We start from the raw sequence: 14,881 nt of genomic DNA, 5'->3' as shown, positions 1-14,881 counted from the left end.
GACGCGCGCACGGCGGGCGGTCGCCCACCGTGCGCCGGGAGCCGTGCCGGATCAACCGACGCGGAGGAGTTGCCACTGCTGGTTGGCGCCGCCCCAGTCGCTGTACTGGACGACGTTGGCCCCGTCGGTGGTGGCCGCGCCCTGGACTTCCAGCGCCTTGCCGCTGTTGCGGTTGATCAGGCGGATGTAGCCGGTCGCGTCGACCACCCGGAACTGCTGGTTGGTGCCGTTGCCGTCGGCCCACTGGACGATGGACGCGCCGTCGGCGGTGGAGAAGTTGTAGACGTCGAGCACCTTGCCCGACAGCCGGGACTTCACCCGGTAGTAGCCGCCGCCGGAGTCGACGAACTGCCACTGCTGCTGGTTGCCGTCGTTGCGGCTCCACTGGGTGATCCGCGCGCCGTCGTTGGTGGCGAGGTTGTAGACGTCGAGCGCCTTGCCGCTGTTGCGGTTCACCAGCACGTACCACGCGGTCGTGTCGATGACCCCGGGCTGGCTCCCGCCCTCGTTGAGGGCGTTGAGCACGGCGGTGTAGGCGGCCTTCTTGTTGCCGGAGGCGTCGAAGAGCAGCGGGTTCTGGCCGGTGCGCCAGGAGTCGCTGTCGCGGATGCCCCAGACGGTGATGCCGGCGCACCGCGACACGGCCAGGCAGGCGCGGGTGACGTCGGCGTAGGCGTTGGCCTGGTTGGAGCCGGAGATGTCCAGCTCGGTGATCTGGACGTCCACGCCGAGGTCGGCGAAGCGCTGGAGGTTGGCCCGGTAGTCCGACGGCGCGGAGTTGGTCAGGTGGGACTGGAAGCCGACGCAGTCGATCGGGACGCCGCGGGCCTTGAAGTCGCGCACCATGTTGTAGATGCCGGTGGACTTCGGGTTGATGCTGTCGGTGTTGTAGTCGTTGTAGCAGAGCTTCGCGCCGGGGTCGGCGGCACGCGCGGTGCGGAAGGCGACCTCGATCCAGTCGTTGCCGGTGCGCTGGAGGTTGGAGTCGCGGCGACCGCCGCTGGTGCCGTCGGCGAACGCCTCGTTCACCACGTCCCAGGAGTGGATCTTGCCCCGGTAGTAGGACGCGACCCTGGTGATGTGGTTGACCATCGCCGAGCGCAGGGCCGAGCCCTCCATGCGCTGCATCCAGCCGGGCTGCTGCGAGTGCCAGGCCAGGGTGTGGCCGCGCACCTTCATGCCGCGACCCAGGGCGTGGTTGACGATCCGGTCGCCGTTGGTGAACGTGAACTGGCCCTGGTTGGGCTCGGTCGCGTCCATCTTCATCTCGTTCTCGGCGGTGACGCTGTTGAACTCGCGGTTCAGGATGGTCGTGTACGTGCTGTCGCCGAGCTTCCCCGCCGCGACGGCCGCGCCGAAGTACCGGCCCTTCTCCGCCGCCGACGTGCCCAGCGTCGTGCCGGCCAGCGCCTGGCCGTTGACCGTCACCGTCATCGCGGTGGCGACGAGTCCCGCGACGAGCAGCAACGCCGTTGTTCTCGGCCGACGCGGGGGCGTCGGCCGAATGGCCGCTCGTGTCGAATGGTTCATCACGTGTCCTCACGGATCAGAACACCGCGCGTCTTGGTGTCCGCGGTGGCAGGGGGGCACTGGTCGACACCCGCCGCCCGACTGCGGTCCCAGCGATTGTTAGCGCTAACAATCTTGGGGAAGAACTGCCCGTGCGAAATCGAATCCCGGCGGGCCGTGTAGTCGTCACTGCGGGTGCGGTGGTGCCCTTTCGACTGTGAACGATGACACACGCTGGGTCAAGACGTAACGCAAATGTTTCGCCCACGTGGCTGCGGAGTGCTGAATTGGCGCGCAGAGCTAAAGTTAGCGCAAACAATTTTAGCGCTCGCGGAAGCGTTGACCCGGGATTGTCGCGCCGGCTAACGTGCGGAACGGTGGCTCGGCAGCGGCGACCGCGGGACGGTCGACGTCACGTCGGCGGACAGCCGGCGGTGCAGCAGCGCGAACACCACCAGCAGCGGCGTGACGAGCAGGAGCGACCCCGCGCACAGCAGCGGCACGTCCGTGCCCCAGCGCCCCTGGAACGCGCCGATCGCGCCCGCCGCCGTCCGCCGCGCCGGGTCGTCGACCAGCACGATCGCCAGCAGGAAGTGGTTCCACGTCCAGATCAGCAGCAGGACCGCCAGGGACGACACCGCGGGCCGGGCCAGTGGCAGGTGCACCCGCCGGAACACCTGCCACGGCCCCGCGCCGTCCACCCGCGCGCTGTCGGAGAACTCCGGTGGCACGCCCGCGAAGTGCGCCCGCAGCCAGAACACCGCGAACGGCAGGTGCACCGCGACCAGCGCCACCACCAGGCCGCCGCGCGTGTCGAGCAGACCCAGGTCCCGGACCTGGTGGTACAGCGGCGTGACGATCGCCTCCAGCGGCAGCACCAGCCCCACCGCGAACAGCCCGGACACCACGCGGTGACCGGCGAACCGCAGGTGCCCGAGCGCGTAACCGGCGGGCGCGGCCAGCGCCACGGTCAGCGGCACCACACCGAGCACGACCAGCGCGCTCGACGCCAGCAGCCCGCCCACCCGGCCGTCCCGGAACGCCGTCGCGAAGTTCGACCAGTGCGGGTCGCGCGGCCAGGTGAACCCCGGCGGGTACGTGCCCGGCGGGTGCAGCGCGGTCAGGAAGAGGTCCGCGAACGGCACGAGCGTGACGACCACCAGCCCGAGCACCACCAGCCTGCCCGTGATCCGCTCCCGTCGCCCGGTGGTCATCGCGACCTCCGCAGCACGGGCGCCACCACCGCGAGCACCAGCACCACGAGCACGACGGCCAGCGCGGACGCCCGCCCCACCTCGCGCTGCGCGAAGGCCAGGGAGAACACCTCCAGACCCGGCACGGACGTGGCGTCGCCGGGTCCGCCCCGGGTGGTGACGAAGACGATGTCGAAGCTCGCCAGGGCCGCGATCGCCGTCACCGCCACGCACACGCCCAGCTCGCGTCGCACGCCGGGCAGCGTGACCGCGCGGAACTCCCGCCACGGTCCCGCGCCGTCCAGGCGCGCCGCCTCGTACAGCGCCGGGTCGATGCGCTCCGCCCCCGTCAGGACCAGCGTCGTGCACAGGCCGAGCAGGACCCACGCCCCGATCAACCCCACCGCGGCCAGCGCCGTCGACGACTCGCCCAACCACGCCCGCGTCAGACCGCCGAGCCCCACCGCGTCGAGCAGCCGGTTCACCGCACCGGTGGACGACAGCAGCAGGCTCCACGCGATCCCCGCCGCCACCAGCGGCACCGCTTGGGGCAGGAGGAGCACCAGGCGCACCGGCCCGCTCGGCGCGGCCCGGCGGACGACCGCGGCGGCCAGCAGCCCCAGCGGCACCGGCACCCCGGTGAAGAGCACGACCAGCACCAGCGCGTGACCGATCGCGCCGTGGACGTCGGGGTCGCCGAGCACCGCGAGGTAGTTGTCCCAGCCGACCCAGGTGGCCGGGCCGATGCCGTCCCAGCGGTACAGCGAGTACCGGACCGTGGAAGCCAGCGGCCGGAGCACGAACAGCGCGTACACCGCCAAGGCGGGCAGCACGAACGCCCAGCCGACCAGCCGTCTCACGGCGACCTCACCGGCCGATCTGGTCGGTGTAGTCGGCCTGGACCTGCCGCAGCAGCTCCTCCGGCTCCACCTCGTGCGCCGCCAGCTCCTGGAGGGCCGGCGTCCAGCTCTCGGCGAGGATGGCGCCGGTGGCGTTGGCGATGAAGTCCATGCCCGTGCCGTCCGCGACGACCCGGGTGGCGGCGGCCAGCGTGGCGGCCGTGACCGACCCGGGGTCGACCGGAGGCAGGTAGGCGTCGGGCGGACCGAGGGGGAGCGCACCGCCCACCCGCACGGTGGTCTCACGCGCCGTGCGATCGGTGACCGCCCAGTTCAGGAAGTACGCGGCGCAGTCCGGGTGCGCCGCGCCGGCCGGGATGCCGAAGGTCGGGGGACCGGCCATCGCCGCCCTCGGCTCACCGGCCCGCGCGGGCGGCACGAGGAAGAAGCCGACCCGGCCCGGCATCCTCCGGTCGAGCGTCGCCGACTCCCAGTCGCCGTCCACCATGAACAACGCCCGGCCGGAGGTGAACCGGTCGATCATCCGCGCGTAGTCGGTCGCGTTGAGGTCGGGGTCGAAGTACCCGGCGCGCAGCCAGCGCCGGAGGTGCCGCGCGGCCTCGGCGTTGGCCGGGGTGTCGATCCTCGCCCCGGGCCGCTGGAAGGTCCAGGCGTCGACGTCGGAGGGGGAGCCGTGAGCGGCCATGAGGCCCTGCAACGGGAACGCGAGCCCGGCCGCCGCGCCCGTGTTGAACCCCGCCAGCGGCGTGATACCGGCGTCCTTCGCCCGTGCCAGGGCGTCGTCCCACTCCGCCAGCGTCGACGGCTCGCGGAACCCGATCCGCGCGGCCAGGTCCTTGTTGTAGAACACGCCGGTCACGCTCGTGGAGAAGCCCATCGCGTACAGCGGGCCCTCGCCGCGCGGTCGTCCTCCCGGGCCGACTCGCAGGGGCCGCAGCTGCGCGGCCGGCCAGTCGTCCCACCCGAACCACGCCGCGTAGCCGTCCAGGTCGCGCAGCAGGCCGTCGGCCGCCAGGTCGGACACCTGCGGCAGGCGTGCCAGGTCCGGTGGGTTGTCCGCCAGCAGCCGCGGCGCGTTCTGCGTGAGCACCGCGAACTGCTCCTCCCGCACGTCCCACGTCACGTGCGGGTGCTGCCGGGTGAACTCCTCGGTGAGGGCTTTCGCCAAGGGGAAACCGGTCTCGAAACGGGCCCGCAGGGTGACCGGCGAGCTGCCGCAACCCGGTGCGGAGACCGCGGTCGCGACCGGGCCGGCGACGGCCGGGCGCGCGTCGCCGGGTGGCGCGCAACCGGCCAGGACCGCGGTCGCCAAGGCGGTCGCGGTGAGCGCGCGGACTCGTCGTGCACGGGACAACGTCGTCTCCCTCGGGCGTGCTAAATCGTGTTAGCCTCCCGGAGTTTCGGGACGGCGCGGTCGGGTGTCAAGCACCGCGCGGTCCTATGAGGACGGAGGAGCGGGTGGGACGGCGACGCATCACGCTGGCCGACGTGGCGAAGGCGGCCGGTGTCTCGACCACCACCGTGTCGCTCGTGCTGTCCGGCCGCGGCCGGGACCTGCGCATCTCCGCGGAGGTGGAGCACCGGGTGCGCTCGACCGCGCAGGAGCTGGGGTACCGGCGCAACACCCTGTCGGTCGGCCTGCGGACGGGGCGGACCCGGACGATCGGGTTCGTGTCCGACACCGTCGCGAGCTCGCTGCTGGCCGGGAACATGATCCGAGGCGCGATGGAGGCCGCCCACCGCAGGGGGTTCATGCTGTTCGCCGGTGAGAGCGGCGGCGACCCCGACGTCGAGCGCGCCCTGGTCGAAGCGATGCGCGACCGCCAGGTCGACGGCATCGTCTTCGCCGCGATGTACACGCGCCGGGTCGTCCTGCCCGAGGGCCTGGACGACGGCCCGGCCGTCCTCCTCAACGCCCTGCCGGCGGGGCGCTCGGCCATGCCGGCCGTGCTGCCCGACGAGGTCGAAGCCGGTCGGGCCGCCGCGCGGGTGCTGGTCGACGCGGGCCACCGCGACGGCGTGCACGTGATCGGCGCGGGCCCCGGCCTGGACGACGTCCCCCCGAACAGCATCGCCGCCCGGGAACGGCTCATCGGCATGCGCGAGGTGTTCGCCGCCGCGGGTGTCGGGGTGGTGAGCGCGCACCAGTGCCCGAAGTGGATGCCGGAGAACGGGTACGACACGACCCGGGAGATCCTGCGCCACCACCGCCCGGGAGCCCTGCTCTGCCTGAACGACCGACTCGCCTTCGGCGCCTACCAGGCGCTGGCCGAGGCCGCGCTGTCCGTGCCGGACGACGTCTCCGTGGTCTCCTTCGACGACCACCCGATCGCCTCCTGGCTCCGGCCGCGCCTCACCACCGTCGCCCTCCCGCACCACGAGCTCGGCGTGAAGGCGGTGGAGGTGCTCTTCGCGACGTCGGAGCGGCCCGTGCGCTCCAAGGCCGCGCCCGTCGTGCACCGCGTGCCGATGTCGGTCCAGGTCGGCGGCTCGGTCAGGTCGGTGCGCGCACCCTCGGTGTGAGCCGGCCGGCGCGCTGTTGTTCACGCTCACAAGCCGAAGCGATGCGTAAGTGCGGTTCAAGGGGCTGAACGGAGCAATTCGGCGAGCCCGGTCGGCATCTGCGGTTATTGGCGGAACCGGCGGGAGCGGAATAACGGTCCGCTAAAGTGAGCGCTCACAACTTTAGCTTTGACCGCGAACCGCGGGTCGTAGTTGCATGGGCGTGACGTCAGGACGGTCCCGCTTCAGGTGCGCTGCCCGATCTCCCCCGGAGGTTCCGTTGAAGGCCAGGTCGTCAGTCCACCCGCGCCGGGCGGTCGCCGTGCTCACCGCGATCCTCTGCGCCCTCGCCCTCGCTCCGGCGGTCGCCAGGGCCGACAACCCGATCGTGCAGCACATCTACACCGCCGACCCGGCGCCGCTGGTCCACAACGGACGGGTGTACCTCTACACCGGGCACGACGAGGACGGCTCGACCTGGTTCACGATGAAGGAGTGGCGGGTCTGGTCCTCCGACGACATGGTGAACTGGACCGACCACGGCTCACCGATGAACGTGGGCACGTTCTCCTGGGCGAGCAAGGACGCGTGGGCCGGGCAGGCGATCCACCGCAACGGCAAGTTCTACTGGTACGTGCCCGTCGTCAACCGGGCGACCGGCCGCATGGCGATCGGCGTGGGCGTGGCCGACAGCCCCACCGGACCGTTCCGCGACGCGATCGGCCGACCGCTGGTGGAGAACGGCGAGATCGACCCCACCGTCTTCATCGACGACGACGGCCAGGCTTACCTGTACTGGGGCAACCCGAACCTGTGGTACGTGCGGCTCAACGCCGACATGACGTCGTTCTCCGGCAGCCCGACCCGCATCCCGCTCACCACGGCCGGTTTCGGCACCCGCACCGGTGACGCCAGCCGGCCCACGCTCTACGAGGAAGGGCCGTGGGTGTACAAGCGCAACGGCCTGTACTACAACGTGTTCGCGGCGAAGTGCTGCTCGGAGTTCATCGCCTACTCCACCGCGCCGAGCCCGACCGGACCCTGGACCTACCGCGGCACGGTGATGCCCACGCAGGGTAGCAGCTTCACCAACCACGCGGGGATCGTGGACTTCAAGGGCAGTTCGTACTTCTTCTACCACAACGGCGCCCTGCCGGGCGGGGGCGGCTTCACCCGGTCCGTGGCGGTGGAGAAGTTCAACTACAACGCCGACGGCACGATCCCGACCATCACCATGACCACCGGCGGCGCACCGCAGGCGGGCACCCTCAACCCCTACGTGCGCCAGGAGGCCGAGACCATCGCCTGGGGCTCGGGCATCGAGACCGAACCGTCCACCGAGGGCGGCATGAACATCGGCTGGATCGAGAACGGCGACCACACCAAGGTCAAGGGCGTCGCGTTCGGCTCGGGCGCGAGGTCGTTCAGCGCACGGGTGGCGTCGGCCGGTTCCGGCGGCACGATCGAGGTGCGGCTGGACAGCGCGAGCGGCGCGGTCGTGGGGCGCTGCGGGGTGACCGGCACCGGCGGCTGGCAGAGCTGGGCCACGGTGTCGTGCCCGATCAGCGGCGCGACGGGCACCCACGACCTGTACCTGCGGTTCACCGGCGGCAGCGGCTACCTGTTCAACGTCAACTGGTGGCAGTTCACCGCGTAGCCGCAGCGACGGCCCCGCTTCCTTACCTCGGTGACCTTAGAAAGTTGGCGCTCACAAAGAGAGGTGATGAACCGACGCCTGGAGTGCTCCACCTGGCGGAAACCCAAGTAGTGCAACGGTTCTTGACGAAGGTTGTGACACAGCTTACTGTCGTGAGCGCTAACAATCGGAGTTTGGATCGAAACTTTCGACCCGGCGGTTCGCCGGGCGCGCTACCCGGGTTCCCGCACTCGCCGACACGCACCGGCCGGCCGTTCGGCGGCGGAGCCTCCTGTTCCTCGCACAACCTTGGAGAAGCGTCGTGTCACTGCGCCTGCCCCTGCTCTGCGCCACCGCGGTCCTGGCCTTGCTCGCTGCCTGCACACCCGGCACGGGAGGCGGAGGGGGAGGGGACGGCAAGTCGTTCGAGTTCTGGTCGTTCTCCGCGATCAACCAGAAGCTCACCGTGGACGCCTACCAGGCCAAGCACCCGGACGTGCAGATCAAGCTGACCGAGGTGGGCACCTCGACGGAGACCGCCCAGTCGCTGACCACGGCGCTGGCCGGTGGGAAGGTGCCGGACCTGGTGCTCATCCAGGGCGACAACCTGCCGCAGTTCGTCGAGCAGCCGCAGAACTTCGTCGACCTCCGGACGCTGGGGGCCGACGACATCAAGGGCGACTACCTGGACTGGGTGTGGAAGCAGAGCGTCGCTAAGGGCGGTGAGGTGCTCGGCGTGCCCACCGACGTGGGTGGCATGGCCGTGGCCTACCGGACCGACCTCTTCGCCGCCGCCGGCCTGCCCACCGACCGCGAGGCCGTGAGCGCGTTGTGGCCGACGTGGGAGGCGTTCATCGAGACCGGTAAGCGCTACAAGCAGGCCACCGGCAAGGCGTTCACCGACAACGCCGCCACCAGCGTGTTCTACCAGGCGGTCAACCAGGTCTCGGAGAAGTACTACAGCGCCGACCGCAAGCTGGTCTACAGCACCAACCCCCAGGTGAAGGCGGCGTTCGACCTGGGCATCAAGGCGGCCACCTCGGGTATCACCGCCGGGCAGTCGTCGTTCGAGAGCGCGTGGAGCGCCGGCATGGGCCAGGGCGCGTACGCCGCGGTGTCCGCGCCGTCGTGGATGCTGAACAGCATCCGCACCACCGCCCCCGACACCAAGGGCAAGTGGGACATCGCCCGGATCCCCGGCGGTTCCGGCAACTGGGGCGGTAGCTACCTGGCCATCCCGAAGGGCGCGAAGAACCCGCAGGCGGCCTGGAACTACATCAAGGAGATGCAGTCGCCCGCCGGTCAGCTGGAGCACTTCGCCCGCGTCGGCGCGCTGCCCTCGACCCCCTCGGTCTACCAGGACCCCAAGCTCGCCGACAGCAAGGACCCGTTCTTCTCCGACGCGCCGACCGGCAAGATCTACACCGACGCGCTGCTGGGCCTCAAGCCGTTCTACATCGGCCCGGACAGCGCCGCCATCGGCCAGGAGTTCCTCGACGCCATCACCAACGTCGAGCAGGGCGGTGGCAACCCGGCCACCGCCTGGGACGACGCGGTGCGCAACATCAAGACCGCCATCGGCGAGTGACGACCGTGACCGCCACGCTCACCCCGGCGCCTTCGGCCGCCCTGCCGCCCCCTGCCTCGCCTCGAGGCAGGGGGCTCGCCGAGCGCCTGTCGCCCTACGCCTACGTCGCTCCGTTCTTCGTGCTCTTCGGCGTGTTCGGGCTGTTCCCGCTCGCGTTCACCTTCTACGTGGCGCTGTTCGACTGGAACCCCATCGGCGACCAGGTGTTCATCGGCACGGACAACTTCACCCGCATGTTCGCCGACCCCCGGTTCTGGAACGCCGCGGGCAACACGGTGAGCATCTGGGCGCTGTCCACCATCCCCCAGCTGCTGCTGGCACTGGTGCTGGCGCACGTGCTCAACCACGCCCGGCTGCGGTTCGCGCTGTTCTTCCGGATGTCGGTGCTGGTCCCCTACATCACCTCGGTCGCGGCCACGGCGATCGTGTTCGCCCAGCTCTTCGACCGCGACTACGGCCTGCTCAACTGGCTGCTCGGGCTGGTCGGCGTCGAGCCGATCGACTTCGTGCAGTCCACCTGGGGCAGCCACGTCCTGATCGCCACGATGGTGACCTGGCGGTGGTTCGGCTACACCACGCTGCTCTACCTGGCGTCGTTGCAGTCGGTGCCGCGGGCGGTGTTCGAGGCGGCGGCCATCGACGGCGCGGGGCCGTGGCAGCGCTTCCGGCACATCACCATCCCCTCGCTGCGGCCGGTGATCATCTTCACCGTGGTCACGTCCACCATCGGCGGCCTGCAGGTCTTCACGGAGCCGCTGCTGACCGGCTCGGGCCTGACCTGCGGCGCGGTGCGCCAGTGCCAGACGTTGACGCTGTTTCTGTACGAGCAGGGTTTCGGGCAGTTCCAGTTCGGCTACGGCTCGGCGATCGGGGTGGCCCTGTTCGTCATGGTCGTGGTGATCGCCGCGATCAACTTCGTGCTGTCCACCCGGATCAAGGCGGACCGATGACGAGCACCGCGACGCGTGGCCGGCGCCCCGGCCGGGTCCGCTGGTGGACCTACCTCCTGCTGTCGGTGGCTGCCGCCGTGTGCCTGTTCCCGCTGTACTGGATGTTCATCGTCGCCACGACCGACACGGCGACCGCGACGAAGATGCCGCCGGAGATCGTGCCCGGCGGGAACTTCTTCCACCTGCTGGGCCTGGTCCTGAACACGGTGCCGTTCGTGCAATCGCTGCTCAACAGCCTCGCCGTGGCCACCGCGATCGGCGTCGGGCAGGCGGTGCTGTGCTCGCTGGCGGGGTTCGCCTTCGCGAAGCTGCGCTTCCGGGGGCGCAACGCCCTGTTCGTCGTCGTCGTGCTCACCATGACGGTGCCGACGCAGCTCTCGGTCATCCCGCAGTACATGATCATGTCGCGGCTGGGCTGGGTCGACACCCTCCAGGCGCTGATCGTCCCGGGCCTGGCCAGCGCCTTCGGCATCTTCTGGATGCGCCAGCACATCTCGGCCACGATCAGCGACGAGCTGATGCAGGCCGCCCGCATCGACGGCGCGAGCACCGGGCAGGTGTTCTGGCGCATCGCGTTCCCGATCGTGCGGCCGGCGGCGTTCGTGCTGGGCCTGTTCGGGTTCGTCACCGCGTGGAACGACTTCCTGTGGCCGTTCATCGTGCTGAAGTCGCCCGAGCGCTACACCGCCCAGATCGCCATCAAGGCGCTGCAGAACAGCCTCGACATCGACCTCGGCCTGGCCATGTCCGGCTCGTTCCTGGCCACGATCCCGCTCGTCGTGCTGTTCGTCCTGGTGGGCCGCCGCATGGTCGCCGGGATCCTCGAAGGCGCGTTCAAGGGCTGAAGCCTCCGCACAACAAGGGAAACGATGACTCCACCGAAGCGCGGGGTGTCGTACTACGACAACCCCGTGATCCCCGGCTTCCACCCGGACCCGAGCGTGTGCCGGGTGGGCGAGGACTACTACCTGGTGTGCTCGAGCTTCGAGTACTTCCCGGGCGTGCCGATCTTCCACAGCCGCGACCTGGTGGGCTGGCGGCAGATCGGCAACGTCCTGGACCGCCCGTCGCAGCTCCCGCTGCCGGCCGACGCGATGGCGTCCGACGGCATCTACGCCCCGACGATCCGCCACCACGACGGCCGCTTCTGGCTGATCACCACGAACACCTCGCACGGCGGCAACTTCACCGTCACCGCCGAGCGGCCGGAAGGACCCTGGTCCGACCCGGTGTGGATCGACCTGCCCGGCATCGACCCCGACCTGGCGTGGGACGACGACGGGAACTGCTGGTGCGCGTTCGCGGGCGCGCACGGGCCCAGCTTCTCCGGCGTGCAGGTCGCCCGCATCGACCCCGAGGCCGGGAAGGTGCTGGAAGGGCCGGTGCCGGCCTGGGCGGGCACCGGGTTGCAGTGGCCGGAGGCCCCGCACCTGTACCGCATCGGCGAGTGGTGGTACCTGCTGATCGCCGAGGGCGGCACCGAACGCGGCCACACCGTGGCCGTGGCGCGTGCCCGCTCGCCGCGCGGTCCCTGGGAACCGGCCCCGGGCAACCCGATCCTGTCGCACCGCAGCACCGACCAGCCCGTCCAGAGCACCGGTCACGCCGACCTCGTCACCACCCCGGACGGCGAGTGGTGGATGGTGCTGCTGGCGACGCGTCCGGTCGGGTACAGCCCCAAGTTCCACGTCCTGGGCCGGGAAACGTTCCTCACGCCCGTGCGGTGGGAGGACGGCTGGCCCCGGGTCGGTCCGGTGAACCTCCGGGAACGAGCGCCCGGCGGCGCGCGGCCGGCGGAGGTGTCGCCGGGGCGGGACGACTTCGACGCCCTCCACCTCGACCCCCGGTGGATCTCGCCGCGGTCGCGCCCGGCCGGCTCGTGGTCGCTGACCGAACGGCCGGGGTGGCTCGCCCTGCACGCCACCGGCCCGACCCTGGACCGACCGGGCTGCACGTTCATCGGTCGACGTCAGCAGCACCCCGAGAGCCGGACCGCCGTGCTCCTGGACCACGGTCCCGGTCGTGCCGGGTTGTCGGTGCGACTGGACGAGGGCCACCACTACGACCTGGAGGTGGCGGACGGGCAGGCGAACGTCATCGCCCGCATCGGCCCGCTGCGCCAGAGCGTGGCCTCGCGGGCCGTGCCGCCCGGTCCGGTGACGCTCACGATCACGACGCGCCCGGCCCGCGAGTGGTCGCGCGAGTCGCCCGGACTGCACGTCGCCGCGCCCGACTACCTCGCCTTCCACGTCGGGGACGACCCGGAGCCGCTGGCCGAGCTCGACGGCAGGTACCTGTCCACGGAGGTCGCCACCGGCTTCACGGGCCGGGTGATCGGCATGTACGCCACCGAGGGCACGGCCTGGTTCGACTGGTTCGACCACGGCCCGCTCGACGACCCGGAGCGGCCCTGACCCGAGCCGTCGGCGTCCCGGCCACGAGGGGTGACCGGGACGCCGACCGGTGGCGGCCCCTGCCGGCCGCCGGCTCCTAGGCCCGGGTCCAGCGCTGGTTGGCGCCGGTGTGGCAGGTCCACACGACCACCGCGGTGCCGTTGGCGGTGCCGGCGCCGGTGACGTCGAGGCACAGCCCGCTCTGGGCGTTGCTGATCGTGCCATTGCCGTTGAGGTCCCACTGCTGGTTCGCGCCGCCCTGGCAGTCCCAGATCCGCACCCGCGCGCCCGCCGCCGCGTTGGTCGGCACGTCGAGGCACTTGCCCAGCACCTGGAGCGCCTTGCCGTTGCGGGTGAACTGCTGGTTGGCGCCGCTGGTGCAGTCCCAGACGATCATCGGCGTGCCGTTGGAGGAGTTGGCCCCGTTGACGTCCAGGCACCGGCCGCTCGCCTCGCCGCGCAGTCGGAACGTGGTCGGGACCGGGGCCTGCTCACCGGTGAAGAACTTCCACACCTCCGCCTTCACCCAGCTCCGGGCGCCGCTCTCGCAGCCCGCGCACCCGTCCACCGGTCCCTGCTGGTGCCCGCCGTCGAACGGGGCCCAGACGACCGGGTACCCGGTCCGGCACCCCGCGTAGGCGGTGCTGATGTGCGTGGCGCTGCCCGCCGCCGGCTCGGGCGGGTTCTGCGCCGTGCAGCCGTTGTTGCGGACGAACCGGTCCCGCAACGCCCGCCCGGACGCGATGTTGTCCGAGATGCCGTGGATGCCCATGTAGGCGATCGGCTGGGTGCCGCCGGTGCACCCGCTCAGCTCCCTGGGTGCGCCGATGACCGCGACCGCGCGGAACGACGTGGCCCGCGCGCACGCGAGCGCGTAGCTCATCGCCCCGCCGTAGCTGAAGCCCAGGGCGAAGCGCTGCGCCGCGTCGACGCAGAGGTCGTCCTCGATCCGCCTCATCATGTCGTCGACGAACGTGACGTCCTCGCCGCCCGAGTTGGCCCAGCCGTTGCCGATGCCCTGGGGTGCGACGAAGATCGCGGTGTTGTTCGCCAGCCGGCGGAGCCCGTAGTGGGCGTAGACGTCCCCGTCGGTCCCGCCCGAGGCGACGTCGTTCATGGTGCCGCCCCACCAGTGGAACCCGAAGACCAACCGGTGCGGGTAGGTGTTGTCGTAGTTGTCGGGGACGCTCAGGATGAAGCTGCGGCTCTTGCCGCCGCTCTGGATGGTGTGGGTGCCGCTGCGCAGGGTCGGGGCCTTGCCGCACCCCGCGGTCGCGGCCGCGGTGGTGACGGTCTCCGGTGGCGCGGGTTCGGCTCGGGCGACGTCGGTGCCGGCCAGCAGCAGCACGGCTGCCGCACCGATCGACGTCCAAACCCGGTGCAGGCGATTGTCCTGTGACACGGGTGTGCTTCCGTTCTGTGTGGTGGGTAGAGGGTGGGTCACCCGCTGCCTTCCGGGGCCGTGTCGGCGGGGATCGTGCCGGCGTCCGGTCCGGCGGGCAGGTGGACGTGCACGTGTCCCTTCCCGGCGTCGATGCTGATCACGTCCAGTTGCAGCGCGGCGACCGACCAGGTGCGCAGGGCCAGCGTGCGCTGCGCGCGAGCCAGTCCCAGCAGGTCGTCCGCCAGGGGCGGGGACGCGGTGACGGCGGCGGCGAAACCGTCGACCGCGGCGGCGAGCTGCTCGACGGCGGTCCGCAGCCCGGTGCGGGCGACGTTCACCCCGTTGCCGGCGGACGGCGTCTCGGCGTAGCGCTGGACCTCCGCGGCCACCACGTCGCGCCAGCCGCGCACGTCGTCGAGCGTGGGCGCGTTCTCCGCCGCCATCGCTCCCAGCACCGGTGCCAGGCGATCCCGGCCGCCCCTGGCGAGCTCGATCAACGCCCCCACCTGCTCGACGTCACGCCGTGCCTCCTCCTGCTGCAACTCGGCGATCCGGCGCTGAGTCGCGTCCGGCCCCGACGTCCACGAGCCGGTCAGGAACGCGACCGCGAACCCGAGCGCGAACGCGGTCACCAGCGCGGTGACCGACGCCCAGCGCGGGCGCGACGCGACCGGCTTGCCCGGCCGCGCGCGCCCGACCTGCGTGCTCCTGCCCATGACGCTCCTCCTCGGCAAGCGGTGGGGCGGTGCGCGGGGCCCCCCCCCCCCCCGGGGGGGGGGCCCCCCGGGCGGGGGCCCCCCCCCCCGGGGGGGGGCCCCCCGGGGGGGCCCCCATGGTAGGCGGGGGGGGCGGCGGCGCCCGCGCGC

General features: G+C 71.5%; 12 protein-coding genes. 6 read left to right on the top strand and 6 right to left on the bottom strand.

Features of this window, described 5'->3' with window-relative positions; genetic code table 11:
* Window positions 1-51: 51 nt before the first annotated feature.
* The 4 genes from ACIQMJ_RS26315 to ACIQMJ_RS26300 all read right to left on the bottom strand — a co-directional run bounded on the left by ACIQMJ_RS26315 (window position 52) and on the right by ACIQMJ_RS26300 (window position 4,916).
* Window positions 52-1,434: a glycoside hydrolase family 10 protein gene (locus ACIQMJ_RS26315; RefSeq protein WP_499763916.1), complete on the bottom strand. Its 1,383-nt coding sequence runs from the start codon at window positions 1,432-1,434 to the stop codon at window positions 52-54.
* A 437-nt stretch (window positions 1,435-1,871) separates the two neighbouring features.
* Entirely contained in the window at window positions 1,872-2,723 is an 852-nt protein-coding gene (locus ACIQMJ_RS26310) for a carbohydrate ABC transporter permease (protein ID WP_499763654.1), read from the bottom strand.
* Window positions 2,720-3,562 (bottom strand): carbohydrate ABC transporter permease, encoded by an 843-nt coding sequence (locus tag ACIQMJ_RS26305; protein ID WP_499763653.1) that lies wholly within the window; start codon window positions 3,560-3,562, stop codon window positions 2,720-2,722. The genes ACIQMJ_RS26310 and ACIQMJ_RS26305 overlap by 4 nt, the downstream gene beginning before the upstream one ends.
* A 7-nt stretch (window positions 3,563-3,569) precedes the next feature.
* Window positions 3,570-4,916, bottom strand: a complete 1,347-nt coding sequence (locus ACIQMJ_RS26300) for an ABC transporter substrate-binding protein (protein ID WP_499763652.1) — start codon at window positions 4,914-4,916, stop codon at window positions 3,570-3,572.
* A 104-nt stretch (window positions 4,917-5,020) separates the two neighbouring features.
* On the opposite strand from ACIQMJ_RS26300, the gene ACIQMJ_RS26295 reads away from it, so the two are divergent.
* The 6 genes from ACIQMJ_RS26295 to ACIQMJ_RS26270 all read left to right on the top strand — a co-directional run bounded on the left by ACIQMJ_RS26295 (window position 5,021) and on the right by ACIQMJ_RS26270 (window position 12,652).
* Window positions 5,021-6,085 (top strand): LacI family DNA-binding transcriptional regulator, encoded by a 1,065-nt coding sequence (locus ACIQMJ_RS26295; protein WP_499763651.1) that lies wholly within the window; start codon window positions 5,021-5,023, stop codon window positions 6,083-6,085.
* A gap of 259 nt (window positions 6,086-6,344) precedes the next feature.
* Complete coding sequence (locus tag ACIQMJ_RS26290) at window positions 6,345-7,721, top strand: glycoside hydrolase family 43 protein (protein ID WP_499763650.1); 1,377 nt, start codon at window positions 6,345-6,347, stop codon at window positions 7,719-7,721.
* 301 nt (window positions 7,722-8,022) lie between these two features.
* A complete protein-coding gene (locus tag ACIQMJ_RS26285; protein ID WP_499763649.1) occupies window positions 8,023-9,288 on the top strand; it encodes an extracellular solute-binding protein in 1,266 nt (421 codons plus the stop codon).
* Window positions 9,285-10,238: a carbohydrate ABC transporter permease gene (locus ACIQMJ_RS26280; protein WP_387500040.1), complete on the top strand. Its 954-nt coding sequence runs from the start codon at window positions 9,285-9,287 to the stop codon at window positions 10,236-10,238. Before ACIQMJ_RS26285 ends, ACIQMJ_RS26280 begins: the two co-directional genes overlap by 4 nt.
* Window positions 10,235-11,083 (top strand): carbohydrate ABC transporter permease, encoded by an 849-nt coding sequence (locus tag ACIQMJ_RS26275; protein ID WP_499763648.1) that lies wholly within the window; start codon window positions 10,235-10,237, stop codon window positions 11,081-11,083. Before ACIQMJ_RS26280 ends, ACIQMJ_RS26275 begins: the two co-directional genes overlap by 4 nt.
* 24 nt (window positions 11,084-11,107) lie before the next feature.
* Window positions 11,108-12,652 (top strand): glycoside hydrolase family 43 protein, encoded by a 1,545-nt coding sequence (locus ACIQMJ_RS26270; RefSeq protein WP_499763647.1) that lies wholly within the window; start codon window positions 11,108-11,110, stop codon window positions 12,650-12,652.
* Window positions 12,653-12,728: 76 nt separating this feature from the next.
* Here ACIQMJ_RS26270 and ACIQMJ_RS26265 read toward each other — a convergent pair whose 3' ends face one another.
* Window positions 12,729-14,033, bottom strand: a complete 1,305-nt coding sequence (locus ACIQMJ_RS26265; protein ID WP_499763646.1) for an RICIN domain-containing protein — start codon at window positions 14,031-14,033, stop codon at window positions 12,729-12,731.
* A 38-nt stretch (window positions 14,034-14,071) separates the two neighbouring features.
* On the bottom strand, window positions 14,072-14,731 hold the full coding sequence (locus ACIQMJ_RS26260; protein ID WP_499763645.1) for a hypothetical protein: 660 nt from the start codon (window positions 14,729-14,731) through the stop codon (window positions 14,072-14,074).
* Window positions 14,732-14,881 lie beyond the last annotated feature (150 nt).

The organism is Actinosynnema sp. NPDC091369, from assembly GCF_044757065.1.
Lineage (GTDB): Bacteria > Actinomycetota > Actinomycetes > Mycobacteriales > Pseudonocardiaceae > Actinosynnema.
Note: the sequence above shows the minus strand (reverse complement) of the source record. Positions and strands in the feature narration are given on the sequence as shown.